The sequence below is a fragment of the Ectopseudomonas alcaliphila genome (assembly GCF_900101755.1).
Classification (GTDB): domain Bacteria; phylum Pseudomonadota; class Gammaproteobacteria; order Pseudomonadales; family Pseudomonadaceae; genus Aquipseudomonas; species Aquipseudomonas alcaliphila.
The window spans coordinates 175,287-193,324 of sequence record NZ_FNAE01000004.1 but is presented as its reverse complement, the minus strand read 5'-3'; the positions used below and the strand labels follow the sequence as shown (position 1 = coordinate 193,324).

Sequence of the window (18,038 nt, the reverse complement as noted above, 5' to 3'; positions counted from 1 at the left end):
CGATTGGCTGCGACCATAACGCGTCGACTCGATGAACCCTTATTGTATGCCGCATACAGCCCGCCCTTCGCGGCCAGGCATCGTTTCCCCATGAAGAAATTCCGCCTGCTGCGTGATCACCTGGTCGACAGCGACCTGACTGGCGAGCTGTCAGACGAGAACCCGCACAGAAAAGATCTGGCAAAGCCAGGCATAAAGGACGACGACAGATAGCATGTACCATGGAGAAAAATTCAACGCCTGGAGCCACCTGATCGGCGCCGTTCTGGCGGCCATCGGGGCGGTATGGTTGCTGGCACTGGCCAGCTCCACGGGCGACCTGTGGAAGATCGTCGCAGTGGCCATCTACGGCGTCACCCTGCTACTGCTGTACAGCATCTCCACCCTCTACCACAGCGTGCGCGGCCCGGCGAAACGGGTGATGCAAAAACTCGATCACCTGTCGATCTACCTGCTGATTGCCGGCAGCTACACCCCTTTCTGCCTGATCACCCTGCGTGGCCCCTGGGGCTGGACCTTGTTCGGCATCGTATGGGGGCTTGCGGTGATCGGCATGCTGCAGGAAATCAAACCCCGCTCCGAAGCACGCGTGCTGTCGCTGATCATCTACGCAGTGATGGGCTGGATCGTGCTGGTGGCGGTAAAACCCTTGATCGCCACCCTGGGCATGACCGGTTTCAAATGGCTGGCGGCCGGTGGCGTGCTCTACACCGTGGGCATCATCTTCTTCGCCTACGACAGCCGCTTTCGTCATTGGCATGGCATCTGGCACCTGTTCGTCATGGCCGGCAGCCTGCTGCACTTCGTGGCGATTCTGTTCTACGTGCTGTGACGACTTTCTTGCGCCGATTGAAAGACGTTCAATCTGGCTAGTCTTTTTCATCTTTGCTGATAAAGCCAAACTGTGCCCACTGCCTACCTGACGCAGGGCAAATCTCCTCCGTCGTTGATCACCGAGGCAGCCGCGACGGCGGATAACGCTTGTGCAGCGCATTCGCCCTTCCCAGCGCACAACAGGAAACCTGTAATGACGTCTCTTTCTCGCCCCATCCGCCGTGCGGCCAGCGCCACACTGCTGGCTCTTTCCATACCATTGTTCAACTCGGCCCTTGCCGCCAACGTCGGCGACCTGGAAGTGGTCGCCGAACTGCCGATCCGCCCCGGCAACGTCGCCCCCAGCGCGGACAACCGGGTGTTTGCCACGGTCCATCCCTTCGGCGCACCGGCTGCCGCTCAACTGATCGAAATCACCGGCCGCGACAGCTACAAGCCGTGGCCCACCAGCACGGTGCAACGCGGTACCGCCACTGCCAACGATGCGCAGATCGATACACCGCTGGGCATCGCCATCGATGGCAAGAACCGCCTGTGGATAACCGACATGGGCCTGAACCTGGGCAAGACACGCCTGTGGGGCTTCGATGTTGCGACTGGCAGTGAGCTGTATCGCATCGATCTGCCTGCCGATATCGCGCCCAAAGGCAGCTTTATCCAGGACCTGGCCGTCGACGACAACGCTGGCTGGATCTACCTGGCGGACATTGCCAACCCCGGGCTGATCGCCGTAGAAATCAGCAGCGGCAAGACGCGGCGCTTCAGCGGTCATGCCGCGCTGCAAGCAGAGCCCGACGCCAGGATGGTCATCGGCGGCGTGCCGATTCAGTTCCAGGGCAAGCCTGCCAACGTGGCGGTCAATCCGATCACCCTGTCGGCCGACCACGCCACCCTGTACTTCGGCGCCATGAACGGCAAGACCTGGTACTCGTTGCCCAGCAAGCTGCTGCGTGACGGCGCCAGCGACGAGCAAATCGCGGCTGCCATCCAGCGAGTCGGTGCCAAGCCAGTTTCCGACGGCGCCGGCACCGACGCCAAAGGCCGGCATTTTTTCACCAACCTCAACGACAATGGCATCGACCTGCTCGATACCGACGGCACGCTCAAGCCGCTGGTACGTGATGCCCGACTGGACTGGCCAGACAGCGTTCATGTAGGTCACGACGGCTGGCTGTATATCTCGGTCAATCAGCTGTACAAAACCCCGGCCTTCACCGGTGGCACCGACAGCGGCAAACCGCCTTATCGCGTGATGCGCGTGTGGCCGGGAGAGTAAGCCACCTCGTACCATGGCCCGCATCATCCATGCCCTGACAGCGATCATCGTGGGCACTGTGCCTATCGGTTTGATCACCGATTACATCACCAGGGTCGTTGCCCGCCAGGTCACTCCAGCAGCGCTGGCCGGTGCTTTGGGCCAGTGGAGGGTCAGTGGCGACATTCGCCGGCAGCTCGGAGAAGGTTTCGATCAGGGGCGTGGCGATTGTCTCGATTGGCTGCGACCATAGGGCGTCGATTCGATGAGCATTTGGTGTATGCCACTACCGCTGGTCTACCACGAGGATTACAGCCCGCCGTTCCCGGCCGGGCATCGTTTTCCCATGGAGAAATTCCGCCTGCTGCGCGATCACCTGGTCGACAGCGGCCTGACCAGCGATGCCGCGCTGCAACGCCCGGAGCTGTGCCCGGCGGAGATTCTTGCCCTGGTTCACTGCCCGGACTATATCGCCCGCTACATGGCCGGTGAGCTGTCATACGAGGACCAGCGTCGCCTCGGCCTGCCCTGGAGCGATGCCCTGGCGCAGCGTACCGTGCGCGCCGTGGGCGGCTCGCTGCTGACCGCCGAACTGGCACTGCGCCACGGCCTGGCCTGCCACCTGGCCGGCGGCACGCACCACGCGCACTACGACTTTCCCTCCGGCTTCTGCATCTTCAACGACCTGGCGGTGATCGCCCGCTACCTGCTCGAAGCTGGCCGCGTGCACCGCGTGCTGATTTTCGATTGCGACGTGCATCAGGGCGACGGCACCGCGCGGCTGCTGGAAGACGAACCGGACGCCGTTACCGTGTCGCTGCATTGCGAGCAGAACTTCCCGGCACGCAAGGCGCAGAGCGACTGGGATATCCCCCTGCCACGCGGCATGGGCGACGAGGATTACCTCAAGGTGGTGGACGACATCCTCAACTACCTGCTGCCGATCTACCAGCCGGACCTGGTGCTCTACGATGCGGGCGTCGACGTGCACAAGGACGATGCCCTGGGCTATCTGCAACTCACTGACGCCGGCCTGGCGGCACGTGACGAAGCCGTGCTGCAGCACTGCCTGGGCCGCGACATTCCGGTGCTGGGGGTGATCGGCGGCGGCTACTCCAAGGACCACGCCGCCCTCGCCCGCCGCCACGGCATCCTGCATCACAGCGCGGCACGGGTGTGGGCGGCGCGCGGGTTGGGTTGACCAGCACGTCTGGCGACACCTCGGCATAATCGCGTTTTGTCACTTCATGGAAATAGCGTCATGGACGATTCATTCGAGCTGAACAAGGCCAACTGGAACGAACGCGCCGCCCTGCACGCGGCCTCACCCGACTATCAGGTGCAGAAGTTCATCGACTCGGCCGAACACCTGTCCGATGTCGTGCGCTTCGACTTGCGTCGCCTCGGAGACATCCGCGGGCTGGAAGCGCTCCATCTGCAATGCCATATCGGCACCGACACCTTGTCGCTGGCTCGCCTGGGCGCGCACCTCACCGGCCTGGATTTTTCCTGCGCCTCGCTGGAACAGGCCCGCCGCCTGGCTGAGGCCTGCCAGCAGGGCATCCACTTCGTCGAAGCCTCGGTCTACGATGCGGCACAGGTGCTCGGCGAGCAGCGCTACGACCTGGTTTACACGAGCATCGGTGCCCTCAACTGGCTACCACGCATCGATGATTGGGCACAGAACGTCGCGGCCTTGCTCAAGCCGGGAGGGCGGCTGTTTCTGCGCGAGGCACATCCCATCCTGCTGAGCCTGGACGAGACCTGCGAGGATGAATTGCGCATCGCCCATCCGTACTTCGAACACCGCGAGCCAGTGGTCTGGGATGACGAGCAAACCTACGTGCAGACCGAAGCGACGCTCACAGCCAGCGTTACCCACGAATGGAATCACGGCCTGGGTGAGATCATCTCGGCCCTGCTGCGTCACGGCATGACGCTCACCGCGCTGGAAGAACACGACTGCCTGCCCTGGGAAGCGCTGCCCGGACAGATGCAGCTGGGCGCTGACGGCGAATGGCGTCTGCGTTCACGGCCCGAGCGCCTGCCGCTGAGCTACACGCTGCAGGCCGTGAAGAATCGCTGACGAGCCGAGCCCTGATCAGCCGGCCAGCACCTTATCCAGCGCCTGCTCCAGGGTCGCCACGGTACGTTCGATATTGCCCAGCTTGTCCAACCCGAACAGGCCGAGGCGGAAGGTCTGGAAGTCCGCCGGCTCGTCGCATTGCAGCGGTACACCGGCGGCGATCTGCAGGCCGACGGCGGCGAACTTGGCGCCGGTCTTGATCTGCCCGTCGTCGGTGTAGCAGACCACCACGCCGGGTGCCTCGAAGCCCTTGGCCGCGACGCTGTTGAAACCACGCGCGGCCAGCAGTGCGCGCACCCTATCACCGAGTTCCTGCTGCTGCTCACGCACCTTGGCGAAGCCGAGAATCTTCGCCTCGAGCATGGCATCGCGGAAACGCGCCAGGGCGTCGCTGGGCATGGTGGCGTGGTAGGCATGGCCGCCTTGCTCGTAGGCCTGCATGATCTGCAGCCACTTTTTCAGGTCACAGGCGAAGCTGGTGCTCTGGGTCGCCTCGACGCGCGCCTGGGCCGCTTCGCTGAGCATCACCAGGGCGCAACACGGCGAGGCGCTCCAGCCCTTCTGCGGCGCGCTGATCAGCACGTCGATGCCACAGGCCTGCATGTCCACCCACAGCGTGCCGGAGGCGATGCAGTCGAGCACGAACAGGCCGCCGACGGCGTGCACCGCATCGCTCACCGCGCGCAGGTAGTCGTCCGGCAGGATCATGCCCGAGGAGGTTTCCACGTGTGGGGCAAACACCACCTGCGGTTTCTGCTCGGCGATGGTGGCCAGCACCTCGTCCAGCGGCGCCGGCGCGAAGGCGGCCTGATGGCCTGCGGCGACCGGGCGCGCCTTGAGCACCTGGGCCTCGGCAGGAATCCGGCCCATCTCGAAGATCTGCGTCCAGCGGTAGCTGAACCAGCCGTTGCGGATCACCAGGCACTTCTGATCGGTCGCCAACTGCCGCGCCACCGCCTCCATGCCGTAAGTGCCGCTGCCCGGCACCACCGCCACGGCATGGGCGTTGTAGACCTGTTTCAGGGTGGCGGAGATATCACGCATCACGCCCTGGAACGACTGCGACATATGGTTCAGCGAGCGGTCGGTGTAGACCACCGAATATTCGATCAGGCCATCGGGATCGATGTCGGGGCAGATCTGGGACATAACGGACTCCAGCCGAAAAGGTTCGACCAGAACCTGCCCGAACCCCGGGCAAATGACAAGGCCAGGGAGCACTCGGGTAGAATGCGCAGCCCTTCTCCTGCCTGCTCACCACCATGACCAAAGCCGCCAAGCCCACCACTCATCACGTCGCCATCATCGGCGGCGGCCCTGCCGGGCTGATGGCTGCCGAAGTGCTGGCTCAGGGCGGCGTGCGTGTGGAGCTGTTCGATGCCATGCCCTCGGTGGGGCGCAAGTTCCTGCTGGCCGGCGTCGGCGGCATGAACATCACTCACTCCGAGCCCAAGGATGCCTTTATCGGCCGCTATGGCGAGCGCCAGGCCGAAGTCGCGGCGCTGCTGCGCGAGTTCGACGCCGATGCCCTGCGCGCCTGGATTCATGGCCTGGGCATCGACACCTTCGTCGGCACCTCCGGCCGCGTATTCCCCAGCGACATGAAGGCCGCGCCGCTGCTGCGCGCCTGGCTGCGCCGCCTGCGCGAACTGGGCGTGGCGATCCACACGCGCAGCCGCTGGCTGGGCTGGAACGCGGACGGCAGCCTGCGTATCGCCGGCGCGGACGGCGAACGCGCACTGGCCGCCGACGCCTGTGTGCTGGCACTGGGCGGCGGCAGCTGGGCACGCCTGGGTTCCGATGGCGCCTGGACGGCCCTGCTGCAAGCGCGCGGCGTCGAGGTGGCGGCGCTGAAACCGAGCAACTGCGGCTTCGAAGTGGCCGGCTGGAGCGAGTATCTCAGGGAGAAATTCGCCGGTGCGCCGCTGAAGAACGTAGCGCTGAGCCTGCCCGACCAGGCGCCTCGCATCGGTGAGTTCGTACTCACCACAGGCGGTATCGAAGGCAGCCTGGTGTACGCCTTTTCCGCTGCCATTCGCCGGCAGATCGAGGCTGAGGGCCAGGCGCTGATCCACCTCGACCTGCTGCCACAGATGCCGTTGGCCAAGCTGCAACAGGCGCTGGCCAAACCACGCGGCAAACACTCGATGGCCAAGCACCTGCATCGCCAGGCCGGCCTCGACGGGGTCAAGGCCGCCCTGCTGCGCGAGCTGGCGCCTGCCGCAGCCTTCGCCGAACCCACCGCGCTGGCACCCTGGATCAAGGCGTTGCCGATCACCCTGCTGCGCACCCGGCCGCTGGACGAGGCGATCAGCAGCGCCGGCGGCGTACCCTTCGAGGCAGTGGACAAAGGCCTGATGCTCAATGCCCTGCCCGGCGTGTTCTGCGCCGGCGAAATGCTCGACTGGGAAGCGCCCACCGGCGGCTACCTGCTCACCGCCTGCTTCGCCAGCGGGCGAGTGGCCGCGCAGGGCTTGTTGGCCTGGCTGAAGCCCTAGGCGCCCGCTTGCGGGCGATTGATGCTCGCCTGAAGCGGATCGCCCGCAAGCGGGCGCCTACAAAACGATCACGACGCTACATACACCGTGCGCTGAAAAAGCGCTGAAACCGCCGTGACGCCTCACGGGCTGCGGCTATGCTCAGAGTTAGCGCTTCCCACACAGGTAATCCCCCGCCGTGATCCCGCTGCTGGTCTGCGACGACTCCAACATGGCGCGCAAACAATTGATCCGCGCGCTGCCGGCTGAATGGCCGGTTTCCCTCAGCCAGGCAACCAACGGCGAGGAGGCGCTGGCCTTGATCCGTCAGGGCCTGGGCCCGGTCATGCTGCTCGACCTGACCATGCCGGTACTCGATGGCTACCAGACCCTGGCCGCGCTACGCGCAGAAGGGCTCAGCAGCAAGGTCATCGTGGTTTCCGGCGACGTGCAGGAAGAAGCCGTGCGCCGCGTGCGTGAGCTGGGCGCGCTGGCCTTCATCAAGAAACCCGCCGACCCCGAAATCCTGCGCCAGACGCTGATCGACCTGAAGCTGTTCGACCCGCAGGCCACACCCGCAGCGCAGGCCCAGGCCGCTGCGCTGTCGGACCTGAAAGTCAGCTTCCGTGACGCCCTGCGCGAAGTCAGCAACGTCGCCATGGGCCGCGCCGCCGCCCTGCTGGCCAAGGTACTGGGTGTGTTCGTGCAGTTGCCGGTGCCGCAGGTGAATATCTTCGAAGTCAGCGAGCTGCACATGACCCTGCTCGACGCCCAGCGCGGCGAACGCTTCAGCGCCATCTGCCAGGGGTTCATCGGCGAGGCCATCGCTGGCGAGGCGCTGCTGCTGTTCCATGACTCGGAAGTGAACGACATGGCGCGCCTGCTCGGCTGGCAGCCGAAGAACGAAGCGCAAACCTCGGAGATGCTGCTGGATCTGGCCAGCATCCTGATCGGCGCTTGTCTGGCCGGGGTCGCGGAACAGCTCGACCTGCGCTTCTCCCAGGGCCACCCGCAACTGCTCGGCCAGCACGCCAGCCTCGACCAACTCATCCAGATCAACCGCCAGCGCTGGCGCAAGACGCTGGCCGTGGAGATCAGCTACAGCCTGGAAGGTCATGCCATCCACTTCGACCTGCTGCTGCTGTTCACCGAAGATTCGATCAAACGCCTGACCGACAAGATCGGCTACCTGATGGAGTGAGGCGATGCCCGCACAGATCGATATCAAGGAAGTTCACTGGCTGCTCGACATCGTGCAGTGCATCGACGTCGGCGTGGTGGTGCTCGACCGCCAGTACCACGTCGAGGTGTGGAACGCCTTCATGGAAAACCACTCCGGGCTGGGGCCCGATCAGGTGCAGGGGCGTTCGCTGTTCGAACTGTTCCCGGACATCGACCGCCCCTGGCTGGAGCGCAAGGTGGAAAGCGTGGTGCAATTGGGCACCCGAGCTTTCAGCCTGTGGCAGCAACGCCCGTACCTGATGCGCTTCAAGAGTTACCAACCGATCACCGGCCAGGCCGATTTCATGTACCAGAACGTCACCCTGCTGCCACTGGCCGGGCAGCCAGTGGAGCACGTTTGCCTGGTGATCTACGACATGACGGCCGCGGCCGTGGCGGCACAGGCGCAACCGGCTCGATAAAAACGCCGTAGCCCGGATGCAATCCGGGGCCGGTGCCAACTGTTTCCGGATTGCATCCGGCTACCGTTCCAACGAAAAAGGGATTTACATGCTGCGCAGTGTTGAACTGAAAACCTTCGTCCCGGCACGGGACTTCGAACTGAGCAAGGACTTCTACCAGGCGATGGGCTTCAAGCCCGGCTGGTCCGATGAACAGCTGGCCTATTTCAGCCATGGCGAGCACTGCGCCTTCCTGCTGCAGAACTTCTACGTGAAGGAACAGGCGGAAAACTTCGTCATGCACCTGCTGGTGGAAGACGTCGATGCCTGGTGGGAACAGATTCAGGCGGCACGCCTGGATGAACGCTTCGGCTCACGCCTGGTGCCGCCGCAGGACCAGCCCTGGGGCATGCGCGACTTCGTGGTGATCGACCCCAGCGGCGTGCTCTGGCGCATCGGCCAGAACATCGACTAGTCGCGGCTAAAGCCCCTCCCACAGTTGCATGTCCTGCAATGTGGGAGCGATTCCGCGTTAGCCGCGAGCTCTTCCAGTCAGAGCCCTTACTTCTTGCCGCCCTTGGGCTTGCTGCCGAAGCTCGGCACCTTGCGCACCGCCTTGGCCTTGGGCTTGGCATCTTCTTCCTCGAACCAGCGGCCGAGGTGGATATTGCCCTTGCCGGCAGGCTTGGCCGCACCAGGGATCAGCTTCTGCTTGGGCTTCTTCGGCTTTTTCAGCACCTGGCCACCCACCGCCGTCAGCGGTACGCGGTGATCAGGAATGAAATCCGGCTCGTCGACACGCTTGAGCAACTGCTGGGTCAGATTCTCGATAGCCGCCAGCTGATCTACCTCGTCGGCACAGACCAGGGAAATCGCTTCGCCCGTACTGCCGGCGCGGCCGGTGCGACCGATGCGGTGCACGTAATCCTCGGCGTTGATCGGCAGGTCGAGGTTGACCACCAGCGGCAGGTCATGAATATCCAGGCCACGCGCGGCCACGTCGGTGGCCACCAGAATCTGCACCTCGCCGGCCTTGAAGCGCTCCAGCGCACGCAGGCGGCTCGGCTGCGGCTTGTCGCCGTGAATCGAATCGGCAGACACGCCCATTGCCAGCAGCTCCTGCTCCAGCTGGTCGACGCCCTTGCGGGTCTTGGCGAACACCAGCACCTGGCCCCAGCGCTTTTCCTGCAACAGGTGCAGGAACAACTCGCTCTTGCGCTTCTTGTCCACCGGGATCAGCCACTGCTTGACGCTCTTGGCGGCGGCGTTGCGCGGGCTGACTTCCACCGACAGCGGGTCGCGCAGCAGCTCGCCGGCCATCTGCCGGATAACGTCGGAGAAGGTGGCGGAGAACAGCAGGGTCTGGCGCTTTTTCGGCAGTGCGCTGAACAGCTCGTCCAGCTCGCGGGCGAAGCCCAGATCGAGCATGCGGTCGGCTTCATCCAGCACCAAGGTCTGCAACTGGGAGAACTTCACCGCGTTCTGCCGATACAGGTCGAGCAGCCGCCCCGGTGTGGCCACCAGCACGTCGACGCCCTTGCGCAACGCCATCATCTGCGGGTTGATGCTGACCCCGCCGTACACCGCGTAGCTGGTCAATGGCAGATTCTGGCCGTAGGCCTGGAAGCTCTGCAGCACCTGCTCGGCCAACTCGCGGGTCGGCGTCAGCACCAGCGCACGCACGGAGTTGCTCGCCACCTGCGGGCCTTCCAGGGTCAGGCGCTGCAGCAGCGGCAGGGCGAAACCGGCGGTCTTGCCGGTACCGGTCTGCGCCGCGGCCATCAGATCACGGCCCTTGAGCACGGCAGGAATGGCCTGGCTCTGCACCGGGGTCGGAGTCTGGTAGTCGAGGTCAGCGAGGGTGCGCAGCAGCGGCTCGATCAAACCGAGGGAGGCAAAGGTCATGGGGCAACCGAATCGGAAAGGAAACAGGCGCGCAGTTTACCCTGTCCCCCTGCCGAGCGCCTTCAACCTCGGTAAAGATCGCCGCTGAAGCGCCTCCCACAGGTGTCCAGCCGCACCACGGACTTTGACCTCACGTAGCCCGGATGAAATCCGGGACCATTGCCACCGCCTCCCCGGATTGCATCCGGGCTACCAACCCGCAGCAGCTTCAGCCGCAGCAATCCCGAACGCGCAAGAAAAACCGTGGGAGGGGCTTTAGCCGCGACAGCAGGTTCGAGGCAAACTCAGCTGGCAGCGGCCAGCAATGCTCGCACCTTGGCGGCGGAGAGGTTCTGCAACTGACAGAGAAACGCATGATCGGCCTGGTGCCGGCCATGGCGCTCGCGCAACAGGCCGAACAGGTGCAACGTCAGGTTCGCTGCCATCTCGGCGTCGGCCAGGGCGCGGTGAGCACGACCGGTGTCCGGCAGGCCGGCCCAGGCGTTGAGATTGCCCAGCTTGTGGCTCGGCGCCTCGGGCAGCAGACGGCGCGACAGCAGCAGTGAGCAGGCGAAGGGCTGCGCACGACGGCGACGCACGCGCGCCAGCTCGGCGTCCCAGAACTTCTGGTCGAAGGACGCGTTATGCGCCAGCAGCGGCCGTTCGCCGATGAAATCGGCCACCTCGTTCATCACCTGGTCCGACGGCGGCGCCTTGCGCAGCATGGCGTTGCTGATGCCGGTGAGCTGCTCGATGAACGGTGGCACCCAGGCACCGCTGTTCATCAGGCTCTGGTAACGGTCGACGATGCGGCCATCCTCGATGATCGCCACGCCGATCTCGGTGGCGCGCGCCTGGCTCGGCGACACACCGGTGGTTTCGAAGTCGATGACTGCAATGGATTCCACGTAAGGCCTCAGAAATTGCGCAACAGCAGATCGCCCTCAATGGGCACATACAGGCTGGCGGCGCGGATCAGCGACTGCGCCGTCAGCCCGGGCGCGCCATAGGCGATGGCCTCGACGCCCCGGCTGCGCACGCGCTCGAGCAGCAAGTCGAAGTCGCCATCGCCAGAGGCCAGAACGATTTCGTCGACGCGCCCGACGGCATCGAGCACGTCGATGGTGATGCCCACGTCCCAGTCGCCCTTGGCCGAACCGTCGCTGCGCTGGATATAGGGTTTGAGCTTCACGGTGAAGCCCAGCTTGCGCAGGATCTGCTGGAACTGCTGCTGCTTGGCGTCGCCACGGTCGATGGCATAGGCGTACGCTTCGACGATCACACCACGGCGGCTGACCTCCGCCCACAGCACGCTGTAATCGAAATGGCAGCCATAGACCTGGCGCACCGTGTAGTAGAGGTTCTGCACATCGGCGAATACGGCGATCTTCTTCACCGGGAGTCCTCGGGGGTCGACGAAGGCGCCAGTATGCCAGAGCTGGGCAGAGCATGCGGGCGGGGCTGGCCCGGGCGCGGCGCAAACCCTATCCTTGCTGCCATGACGCCTCTACAACAGCTTTGCCAGCGCAATCTCGAACTGCTGCAACGCCTGGATATCGCCCATCGCCTGGTCGAGCACGAGCCGGTGCTGGATTACTCCACCGCCCACGCCGTGCGCCAGCGTTTCGGCCTGCGCGGCGTGGAGAGCAAGAGCCTGTTCCTGCGCTTCGGCGCCGAGCGCTACGCGATGCTGGTTACCCTCGAAGGCGCTCGCGCCGACTGGACCAGGCTCAAAGCGCTGCTCGGCAGCCGCCCGCGCATTGCCAGCGACGAGGAACTGATCGAACACACCGGTTGCGTACCGATGTGCGCCTGCCCGTTCGGCCATGACACCCGCATCACCCTGCTGATCGACCGCGCGGTGCTGGCGTGCGACTTTCTGCTGTATTCACCTGGCCCACCCGAGCTGACCCTGGAAGTGCCCGGCGGCGAACTACCGCGTTTGCTCGCCGCGCTACCCAATGCGCAGCTGGAGTACCCTTGACCCCATTCGACTGCCCTGGTGCCTGGCCACAGAGCCCGCGCCCCTACACTTGGTAATCTGCCGATGAGTCCTCTTTCCATCCTGCGCGACGCCTGGTTCTTCTCCAGCCACAACCTGCTGGCCATTGCCCGCCTGACCCTGCCACTGCTGCTGCTCGAAGCCATCGCCCAGACGCTTCTGGCCGCCCAGCTCGGCGACGACGCCAACCCCGCCTATGGCGTACTGCTCGGCATTCTTTTCTATCCGTTGTACGCCGCGCCGCTGATTCTCTTCCTGCATGCCCGCAGCATCGGGCAGACGCCCGGCAACGCGCAGCTGTTCGCGGCAGGCCTGCAACTGTGGCCGACCTTCGCCCTGATGGCGGGGCTGAGCACGTTGGCGATCATGCTCGGCCTGTCGCTGTTCATCGTGCCGGGCATCTGGATCATGATGCGCCTGGCCTTCTCCGAGCTGATCCTGGTGCTGCGCCAGGAGCCGCCGCTACGCGCGCTGCAGGCCAGCTTCACCATGACCGAAGGTCGTTTCTGGCCGGTGTTCGCCTGCCTGGCCAACGTGCTGGTGCCGTTGTGGCTGCTCGACTGGTGGACGCAGCCGAACCCAAGCGACACCCTGCTGTGGGTGCTGCATCAGGCCGGCAACGGCTTCCTGCAACTGTTCGCCATCGTGGTGCTGTTCCGCCTGTTCATGCTGCTCGAGCCGCAGCAGGCGACCGATGAAAACACCGACTAGGCTTGCTGTTTTGGCCCACCAAGGAGAGCGCGCCATGAGCGAAACGAACCCCAGCATCCTGTCCCACGTCTCCATCGGCACCAACGACTTCGACGCCGCCAGCACCTTCTACGCCAAGGTCCTGGCCACCCTCGGTTGCCGGGAGATCATGCGCCACCCCGGTGCGGTAGCGTTCGGCCGCGAGTACCCGGAGTTCTGGGTGCAGACACCGATCAATGGCCAGCCGGCAACCCTCGGCAACGGCAGCCATTTCGGCTTCGTCGCCCCGGACAAGGCCTCGGTACATGCCTTTCACGAGGCAGCGCTGGCAGCCGGTGGCAAGGACGAAGGCCAGCCAGGCCCGCGCCCGGACTACGGCGAGCCCTACTACGGTTGTTTCGTCAGGGATCTCGACGGCCACAAGATCGAGGCGGCGTACTGGGATATGGAGCTGATGTACGAGCTGTACGTCGAGCCGCACGATCATGGCTGACACGGCCTGCTACTGATGCGCCACCACCGTCTGATAGCGCCGCGCCGCTCGCGCTACCCAGCCCTCGCGGAGCAGCGCCTCGAGCGCGGCCGCAAGTTGTGGCAAGCGGTCCAGGCGCTGACGGGAAAAGCCGATATAGAGTTCGGTGCGAGTCTCGGGACGGTAGGCCGCCTTGACGATGCGCCCGCCCAGTTCAGGGGTAAGCAAGGCGTAGTCGACCTGGCAGTCGGTGCCCACCAGTACGTCGATACGACCGCGCGCGAGCATCTCCAGTAACTGGCTCTCGTTACTGACCCCGACCTTGTTTAACGCCTGATCGCCATCGAATGGCTGGAAGTACACCGACTCCCGCACATGGCCGATGCGCAGCCCGCGAAGCTTCCCATAGTCGTCCAGGCGCGTGGCCAGCGCCGGATTGGCGTAGAAGCGCGGCGAGCAGGCGTAGTACGGCGCATCCAGATACTGGATGTAGCGCTCACGCTCAGCCGTCCTGGCCAGCCCGGTCATCAGGTCAGCCTTGCCCTGCTCCAGCGCAGCCAGACCTCTCGCCCAGGGCGCCCGCTCCACGTCGAAACGCAGCCCGGTGCGCCGTGACAGTTCGGCCAGCAGATCGATATCCAGCCCCTGCAACTGGCCGTTCTCGTCTTCCATGCGAAACGGCGGCCAGAGGTCGGTCATCACCCTCAAGGGTTGGCCTTCGCCGGCCCTGCACAGAGGCGCCAGGATCAGCAGTGCGAGCAGCCAGAGACGCATCAATTGCGCCCCGAGCCCTGCGGCCGCAACCCGGAAAGCCGCGGTAGCAGCACCCGTTCGAACAGCCTCGGGAAGAAGCGCGCCAGCACCCGGGCGCGCCAATCGACGTTGGACAACACCAGCAGACGCCGGCGTTTGAGCGCCCCACGGTAGATGGCCTCGGCGACATCCTGCGGCGAAGCCACCTTGCCCATCGCCAAGGGTGGTTGAGCGGCCACCGAGCCGTCACCGACCAGGGCGTTCTTGCGCAGGTCGGTGGCGGTAAAACCGGGGCACACCAGCATCACGTTCACACCCGAGCCCTTGAGCTCAAAGCGCAGCGTCTCGAACAAGCCGTGCAGCGCATGCTTGCTGGCGTTGTAGGCGCTGCGATAGAGCAAGGGCGCGATGCCCGATAGCGAGCTGAGCACGATGATCTGCCCGCCCCGGGCAATCAGGCTGGGCAGCGCGGCCTGCGTACAGTAGAGCGCGCCGAAATAGTTGACCGCCATGACCCGCTGGAAGACTTCCAGACTGGTCTCGGCGAAGGTGCTGCGATGAGTGATACCGGCATTGTTGACCAGCACATCGATACCACCGAAACGCTCCACCGCCAGCGCCACCGCGCGCTGCACCGCCTCGGCGTCCGCCACGTCGCAGAGCAGCCCCAGAGCCTCGGCGTTGTGATGATCGGCCAGGTGCTGCACCAGACTGTCCAGCGACGCCTGCTGCAGATCGAGAATCACCAGGCGCGCACCAGCCTGGGCCAGGCGCATCGCCAGGGCGCGACCGATACCGGCACAACCTCCCGTGATGAGTACAACCTTGCGGTCGAACACCTTGTTGGCGAATACCTTGCGATACATGCGTTGCTCCCGCTGCCCTGGCCTCGGCGACACTACAACCTGTTATGGCTGCCATCGCAACAGGGCGGCGTGGCTGTGTGCTTGCAGCCACAGAAAAATACCCGTTCGGCGCGCTCGGCATGGTACTTCTGAGGCGTCAGCCCGCTGCCCTTGTGGCTGCCATCGCACAATGGCTGGCTGGCGCTGCACCCGCAACGGCACCAGAAATAATCCCGCCCGGCCTCGACATCCACCGCGTAGGGGCCACGCTGGGCGATCAGCGGCTGGTTCATCGCAACCTCCCGGCAGGTTCCCGCATGCCTGGGCCGACAGGCCACAGTCAGGTATCCTCGCCTCCTTCCAGCATAGCCGCCCGTTTCGCCATGTCCCTGCCCCGCCCGCTTCGTCTGCTCCTGCTCATTGTGCTGTCATTGCTCGCCGTGCTGATCGCGCTGGTCTACAGCCTGACCTGGCGCCCGCTCCCGCAGGAGGAGGCAGCCGTGTCATGCAGCGGGCAAGCGGCGCAGCTGCAGCCCGGCCAGGCGCTCAAGGTGATGACCTGGAACGTGCAGTACCTGGCCGGCAAGCGCCATGTATTCTGGTACGACCTGCCCGGCGGCGATGGCCCGGACGAGCGCCCGAGCAGCGAGGACCTGGCACTGACGCTGGATGAGGTGGTGCGCGTGCTGCGTGACGAGCAACCGGACCTGGTGCTGCTACAAGAGCTGCACGATAACGCCAAGGCCAGCGACTACCAGGATCAGCTGGCCCTGCTGCAGGCACGCCTGAGCGACCTTTACCCCTGCAGCACCCAGGCGTTCTACTGGAAGGCCGGTTTCGTTCCACATCCGCGCATTCTCGGCAGCGTCGGCATGAAGCTCGGCACCCTCAGCCGCTTCCAGATCGCCCGCGCCGAACGCCTGCAACTGCCCATGCTCGAAAGCGACCCGCTGAGCCGGCAATTCCAGCTCAAGCGCGCCCTGCTGGTCAGTCATCTGCCGATTCGCGGTGGCGACGAGCTGGTGGCGATCAACACCCATTTCGATGCCTTCGCTCAGGGCGCAGACACCATGCAGCGCCAGGTGCAAATGACCGACGACCTGCTCCAGCAACTGCAAAGCGCCGACAAGACCTGGGTGCTGGGTGGCGATCTCAACCTGCTGCCGCCCGGCCAGTTCCAGCATCTGCCAGAGAACCAGCGCAGCTGGTACGCCGCCGACAGCGAACTGCAGGACCTGGCCCGTCGCTACCCGATGATCCCCAGCCTGCAGCAGGCCAGCGGTGACGAGCAGGCCAGGTGGTACACCCATTACCCCAATGATCCGGCCGCCAGCGGCCCGGACCGCACCCTCGACTACCTGTTCTATAGCCCTCGCCTGACGCCCTTCGCCAGCCAGGTGCGCCAACACGACACCCTGGCCATCTCCGACCACCTGCCGGTCATAGGTCGCTTCTTTCTGCCCAGCGGGGAATAACCGGGGCGAGACTGGACAAGTCCATCACGACTTGTCCATGCTCGCAGGGCACCAGCCAATAACGACAAGACGGCGCAGAGCCGCAATGACCGGATGCCAAGACGCTTCTGCCTGATACTCATCGCCCTGCTATGGCTGCAGGCTGCCCACGCTGCCGAGGCCAGGCAACGCATTTACGTGGGTTACTACGAGTTCCCGCCCTATTCCTATACCGACGCGCAAGGCCAGCCCAGTGGCTCAGGCCTGGAGCTGACCGCCCGCCTGCTCGATGAAGCAGGCTATCAGGCCGACTTTCGCGCCTACCCTGGCGCTCGGCTCTATAGCGGCCTGCTCGACGGCAGCATACAGATCTGGGCCGGCGCCTCAGGCAAGCCGGAGCTGGCCGAGCACACCCTCGAAGGCAAGCACCTGCTGGGTGAGATCACCCTCAACCTGTACTTTCGCCTCGACACCCCGGCCCCGATCATTCCAGACGACCTGCATGATCGCGGGGTGATCCTGATCACCGGCTACAGCTACTGGCAGGACGTCAATCAATGGCTGGAAGACCCGGCGCGCAACATCATCCATCACCGCACCCGCAGCCACACCTCGGCCCTGGAAATGCTTCAGCGTCGACGCGCCGACTACCTGCTGGACTATCGCGCCCCCGTCGAACAGGCCAAGCGCACACTGGGCATGGGCGAACTGCCCTTCGTCGAAGTGCAGCGCCTGCCGCTGCGGCTGATCTACTCCCGCCGCGCGCCCGATGCCGAGCGACTGCGCGATGATCTGGATCGGGTGTATCAGCAGTTGCTGGATGCCGGCGAGGAGCTATGGCTGTATTGACGCTTCAATCGCCCCGCAATCGGGCCAGCGCCCGCTCCAGGCTGGCATGCGACAGCTCGCCCAGATGACTGCCGACCTGCCGGCCCTCGGCGTCGTAGAACAGCGTGGTAGGTAACGCCCGCGAGCCTACCAACTGACCCAGTTGTACCTGCTCGTCGAGCAGCAGGTTGTCCAGACTCAGTTGCTGCGCGGCGAGGAAGTCACCCACCAACGCGGCACTTTCCCCCTGATTGACGAACAGGATGGTGATAGCAGCCTCACGCTGCTGCGCCTGCATCAACACCGGCATCTCGCGCCGACATGGCGGGCACCAGGTGGCCCACAGGTTGATCACCAGCGGCTGGCCGGCGTAGTCACGCAGGTTCACCGGATTGCCCTGCATATCCCGCACCTGTAGATCAGGCAACCGCGTGCCCTGCTCCAGCGCATGCAACATCAGACTGCCGCCCAGCCACAGCGCCAGGCCGACACCCATCGCCACGCCCAACGGCCGCCGCAGTTGCGCCTGGCGCCAGAGATACCAGGCGCCCAGCGCAAGCCCCGCGAGCACACCCGGCCAGGCGATGAAGCCCCCATCGCGAATATCCACCACTCGCCACGGCTCATCGCGGTAGTACCCGGCATACACCAGCACGAACGCCAGCCGCGCCACCAGCAGCCCCAGCATGAGCATGCGAAACAACTGACTTTCCGGATTGCAGCCGTGACGACGACCGATCAGCCAACCGACCAACGTCGCCAGCAACAGACTGCCAAACAGCAGCACATGGGATACACCAAGGGCCAGCGGCCCGACGTTCAGGGTCAGCATCGAC

General features: G+C 64.8%; 22 protein-coding genes and 1 pseudogene. 15 read left to right on the top strand and 8 right to left on the bottom strand.

Features of this window, described 5'->3' with window-relative positions; all coding sequences use genetic code 11:
- Positions 1–15: 15 nt before the first annotated feature.
- From BLR77_RS25940 to BLR77_RS15335, 6 genes and pseudogenes are all read left to right on the top strand, one after another.
- Positions 16–195: pseudogene (locus tag BLR77_RS25940) on the top strand (hypothetical protein); the annotation flags it as partial.
- A gap of 19 nt (positions 196–214) precedes the next feature.
- Positions 215–832 (top strand): PAQR family membrane homeostasis protein TrhA, encoded by a 618-nt coding sequence (gene trhA / locus BLR77_RS15355; protein ID WP_074679270.1) that lies wholly within the window; start codon positions 215–217, stop codon positions 830–832.
- Between the two features lie 195 nt (positions 833–1,027).
- Positions 1,028–2,110 carry an L-dopachrome tautomerase-related protein gene (locus BLR77_RS15350; RefSeq protein ID WP_074679268.1) on the top strand — a complete coding sequence of 361 codons (1,083 nt, stop codon included), beginning with the start codon at positions 1,028–1,030 and terminating at the stop codon, positions 2,108–2,110.
- Positions 2,111–2,123: 13 nt separating this feature from the next.
- Positions 2,124–2,342: a hypothetical protein gene (locus tag BLR77_RS15345; RefSeq protein ID WP_074679266.1), complete on the top strand. Its 219-nt coding sequence runs from the start codon at positions 2,124–2,126 to the stop codon at positions 2,340–2,342.
- 27 nt (positions 2,343–2,369) lie between these two features.
- The gene (locus BLR77_RS15340) at positions 2,370–3,290 is read left to right on the top strand and encodes a histone deacetylase family protein (RefSeq protein WP_074679264.1); all 921 of its coding nucleotides are present in this window, start codon (positions 2,370–2,372) and stop codon (positions 3,288–3,290) included.
- 60 nt (positions 3,291–3,350) lie between these two features.
- The gene (locus tag BLR77_RS15335; RefSeq protein WP_074679262.1) at positions 3,351–4,175 is read left to right on the top strand and encodes a class I SAM-dependent methyltransferase; all 825 of its coding nucleotides are present in this window, start codon (positions 3,351–3,353) and stop codon (positions 4,173–4,175) included.
- 15 nt (positions 4,176–4,190) lie between these two features.
- Here BLR77_RS15335 and BLR77_RS15330 read toward each other — a convergent pair whose 3' ends face one another.
- The gene (locus BLR77_RS15330) at positions 4,191–5,324 is read right to left on the bottom strand and encodes an aminotransferase class V-fold PLP-dependent enzyme (RefSeq protein ID WP_074679260.1); all 1,134 of its coding nucleotides are present in this window, start codon (positions 5,322–5,324) and stop codon (positions 4,191–4,193) included.
- A gap of 113 nt (positions 5,325–5,437) precedes the next feature.
- On the opposite strand from BLR77_RS15330, the gene BLR77_RS15325 reads away from it, so the two are divergent.
- The 4 genes from BLR77_RS15325 (at position 5,438) to BLR77_RS15310 (ending at position 8,749) form a co-directional block, all read left to right on the top strand.
- A complete protein-coding gene (locus tag BLR77_RS15325; RefSeq protein ID WP_074679258.1) occupies positions 5,438–6,673 on the top strand; it encodes a TIGR03862 family flavoprotein in 1,236 nt (411 codons plus the stop codon).
- Between the two features lie 178 nt (positions 6,674–6,851).
- Positions 6,852–7,853 carry a response regulator gene (locus BLR77_RS15320; RefSeq protein ID WP_074679256.1) on the top strand — a complete coding sequence of 334 codons (1,002 nt, stop codon included), beginning with the start codon at positions 6,852–6,854 and terminating at the stop codon, positions 7,851–7,853.
- A 4-nt stretch (positions 7,854–7,857) separates the two neighbouring features.
- The gene (locus BLR77_RS15315) at positions 7,858–8,295 is read left to right on the top strand and encodes a PAS domain-containing protein (RefSeq protein ID WP_074679254.1); all 438 of its coding nucleotides are present in this window, start codon (positions 7,858–7,860) and stop codon (positions 8,293–8,295) included.
- Between the two features lie 88 nt (positions 8,296–8,383).
- Positions 8,384–8,749, top strand: coding sequence for a VOC family protein (locus tag BLR77_RS15310; protein WP_074679251.1), 366 nt, complete (start codon positions 8,384–8,386; stop codon positions 8,747–8,749).
- Positions 8,750–8,835: 86 nt separating this feature from the next.
- Here BLR77_RS15310 and BLR77_RS15305 read toward each other — a convergent pair whose 3' ends face one another.
- From BLR77_RS15305 to BLR77_RS15295, 3 genes are all read right to left on the bottom strand, one after another.
- Positions 8,836–10,179, bottom strand: coding sequence for an RNA helicase RhlE1 (locus tag BLR77_RS15305; RefSeq protein WP_074679249.1), 1,344 nt, complete (start codon positions 10,177–10,179; stop codon positions 8,836–8,838).
- Positions 10,180–10,463: 284 nt separating this feature from the next.
- Complete coding sequence (locus BLR77_RS15300; RefSeq protein WP_074679247.1) at positions 10,464–11,066, bottom strand: 3'-5' exonuclease; 603 nt, start codon at positions 11,064–11,066, stop codon at positions 10,464–10,466.
- Between the two features lie 8 nt (positions 11,067–11,074).
- Positions 11,075–11,554, bottom strand: coding sequence for a LabA-like NYN domain-containing protein (locus BLR77_RS15295; RefSeq protein WP_074679245.1), 480 nt, complete (start codon positions 11,552–11,554; stop codon positions 11,075–11,077).
- A gap of 102 nt (positions 11,555–11,656) precedes the next feature.
- Here BLR77_RS15295 and BLR77_RS15290 point away from each other — a divergent pair, with 102 nt between their 5' ends.
- From BLR77_RS15290 to BLR77_RS15280, 3 genes are all read left to right on the top strand, one after another.
- Positions 11,657–12,142 (top strand): YbaK/EbsC family protein, encoded by a 486-nt coding sequence (locus BLR77_RS15290; RefSeq protein WP_074679243.1) that lies wholly within the window; start codon positions 11,657–11,659, stop codon positions 12,140–12,142.
- A gap of 63 nt (positions 12,143–12,205) precedes the next feature.
- Entirely contained in the window at positions 12,206–12,871 is a 666-nt protein-coding gene (locus tag BLR77_RS15285; protein ID WP_074679241.1) for a hypothetical protein, read from the top strand.
- Positions 12,872–12,905: 34 nt separating this feature from the next.
- The gene (locus tag BLR77_RS15280) at positions 12,906–13,343 is read left to right on the top strand and encodes a VOC family protein (RefSeq protein WP_074679239.1); all 438 of its coding nucleotides are present in this window, start codon (positions 12,906–12,908) and stop codon (positions 13,341–13,343) included.
- Between the two features lie 9 nt (positions 13,344–13,352).
- Here BLR77_RS15280 and BLR77_RS15275 read toward each other — a convergent pair whose 3' ends face one another.
- From BLR77_RS15275 to BLR77_RS15265, 3 genes are read right to left on the bottom strand one after another with little or no spacing between them, the layout of a single operon-like run.
- Complete coding sequence (locus BLR77_RS15275) at positions 13,353–14,096, bottom strand: substrate-binding periplasmic protein (protein WP_074679237.1); 744 nt, start codon at positions 14,094–14,096, stop codon at positions 13,353–13,355.
- Complete coding sequence (locus BLR77_RS15270) at positions 14,096–14,941, bottom strand: SDR family oxidoreductase (protein ID WP_074679235.1); 846 nt, start codon at positions 14,939–14,941, stop codon at positions 14,096–14,098. The genes BLR77_RS15275 and BLR77_RS15270 overlap by 1 nt, the downstream gene beginning before the upstream one ends.
- Before the next feature lie 32 nt (positions 14,942–14,973).
- Entirely contained in the window at positions 14,974–15,213 is a 240-nt protein-coding gene (locus BLR77_RS15265; RefSeq protein ID WP_074679233.1) for a CDGSH iron-sulfur domain-containing protein, read from the bottom strand.
- A 90-nt stretch (positions 15,214–15,303) separates the two neighbouring features.
- Between BLR77_RS15265 and BLR77_RS15260 the strand changes: the two genes are divergently transcribed.
- Together BLR77_RS15260 and BLR77_RS15255 are read left to right on the top strand one after the other, a co-directional pair.
- Positions 15,304–16,395, top strand: a complete 1,092-nt coding sequence (locus BLR77_RS15260) for an endonuclease/exonuclease/phosphatase family protein (RefSeq protein ID WP_074679231.1) — start codon at positions 15,304–15,306, stop codon at positions 16,393–16,395.
- Positions 16,396–16,488: 93 nt separating this feature from the next.
- Positions 16,489–17,223, top strand: a complete 735-nt coding sequence (locus tag BLR77_RS15255; protein ID WP_074679229.1) for a substrate-binding periplasmic protein — start codon at positions 16,489–16,491, stop codon at positions 17,221–17,223.
- Between the two features lie 4 nt (positions 17,224–17,227).
- On the opposite strand, the gene BLR77_RS15250 is transcribed toward BLR77_RS15255, so the two are convergent.
- Positions 17,228–18,034: a TlpA disulfide reductase family protein gene (locus BLR77_RS15250; protein WP_074679227.1), complete on the bottom strand. Its 807-nt coding sequence runs from the start codon at positions 18,032–18,034 to the stop codon at positions 17,228–17,230.
- Positions 18,035–18,038 lie beyond the last annotated feature (4 nt).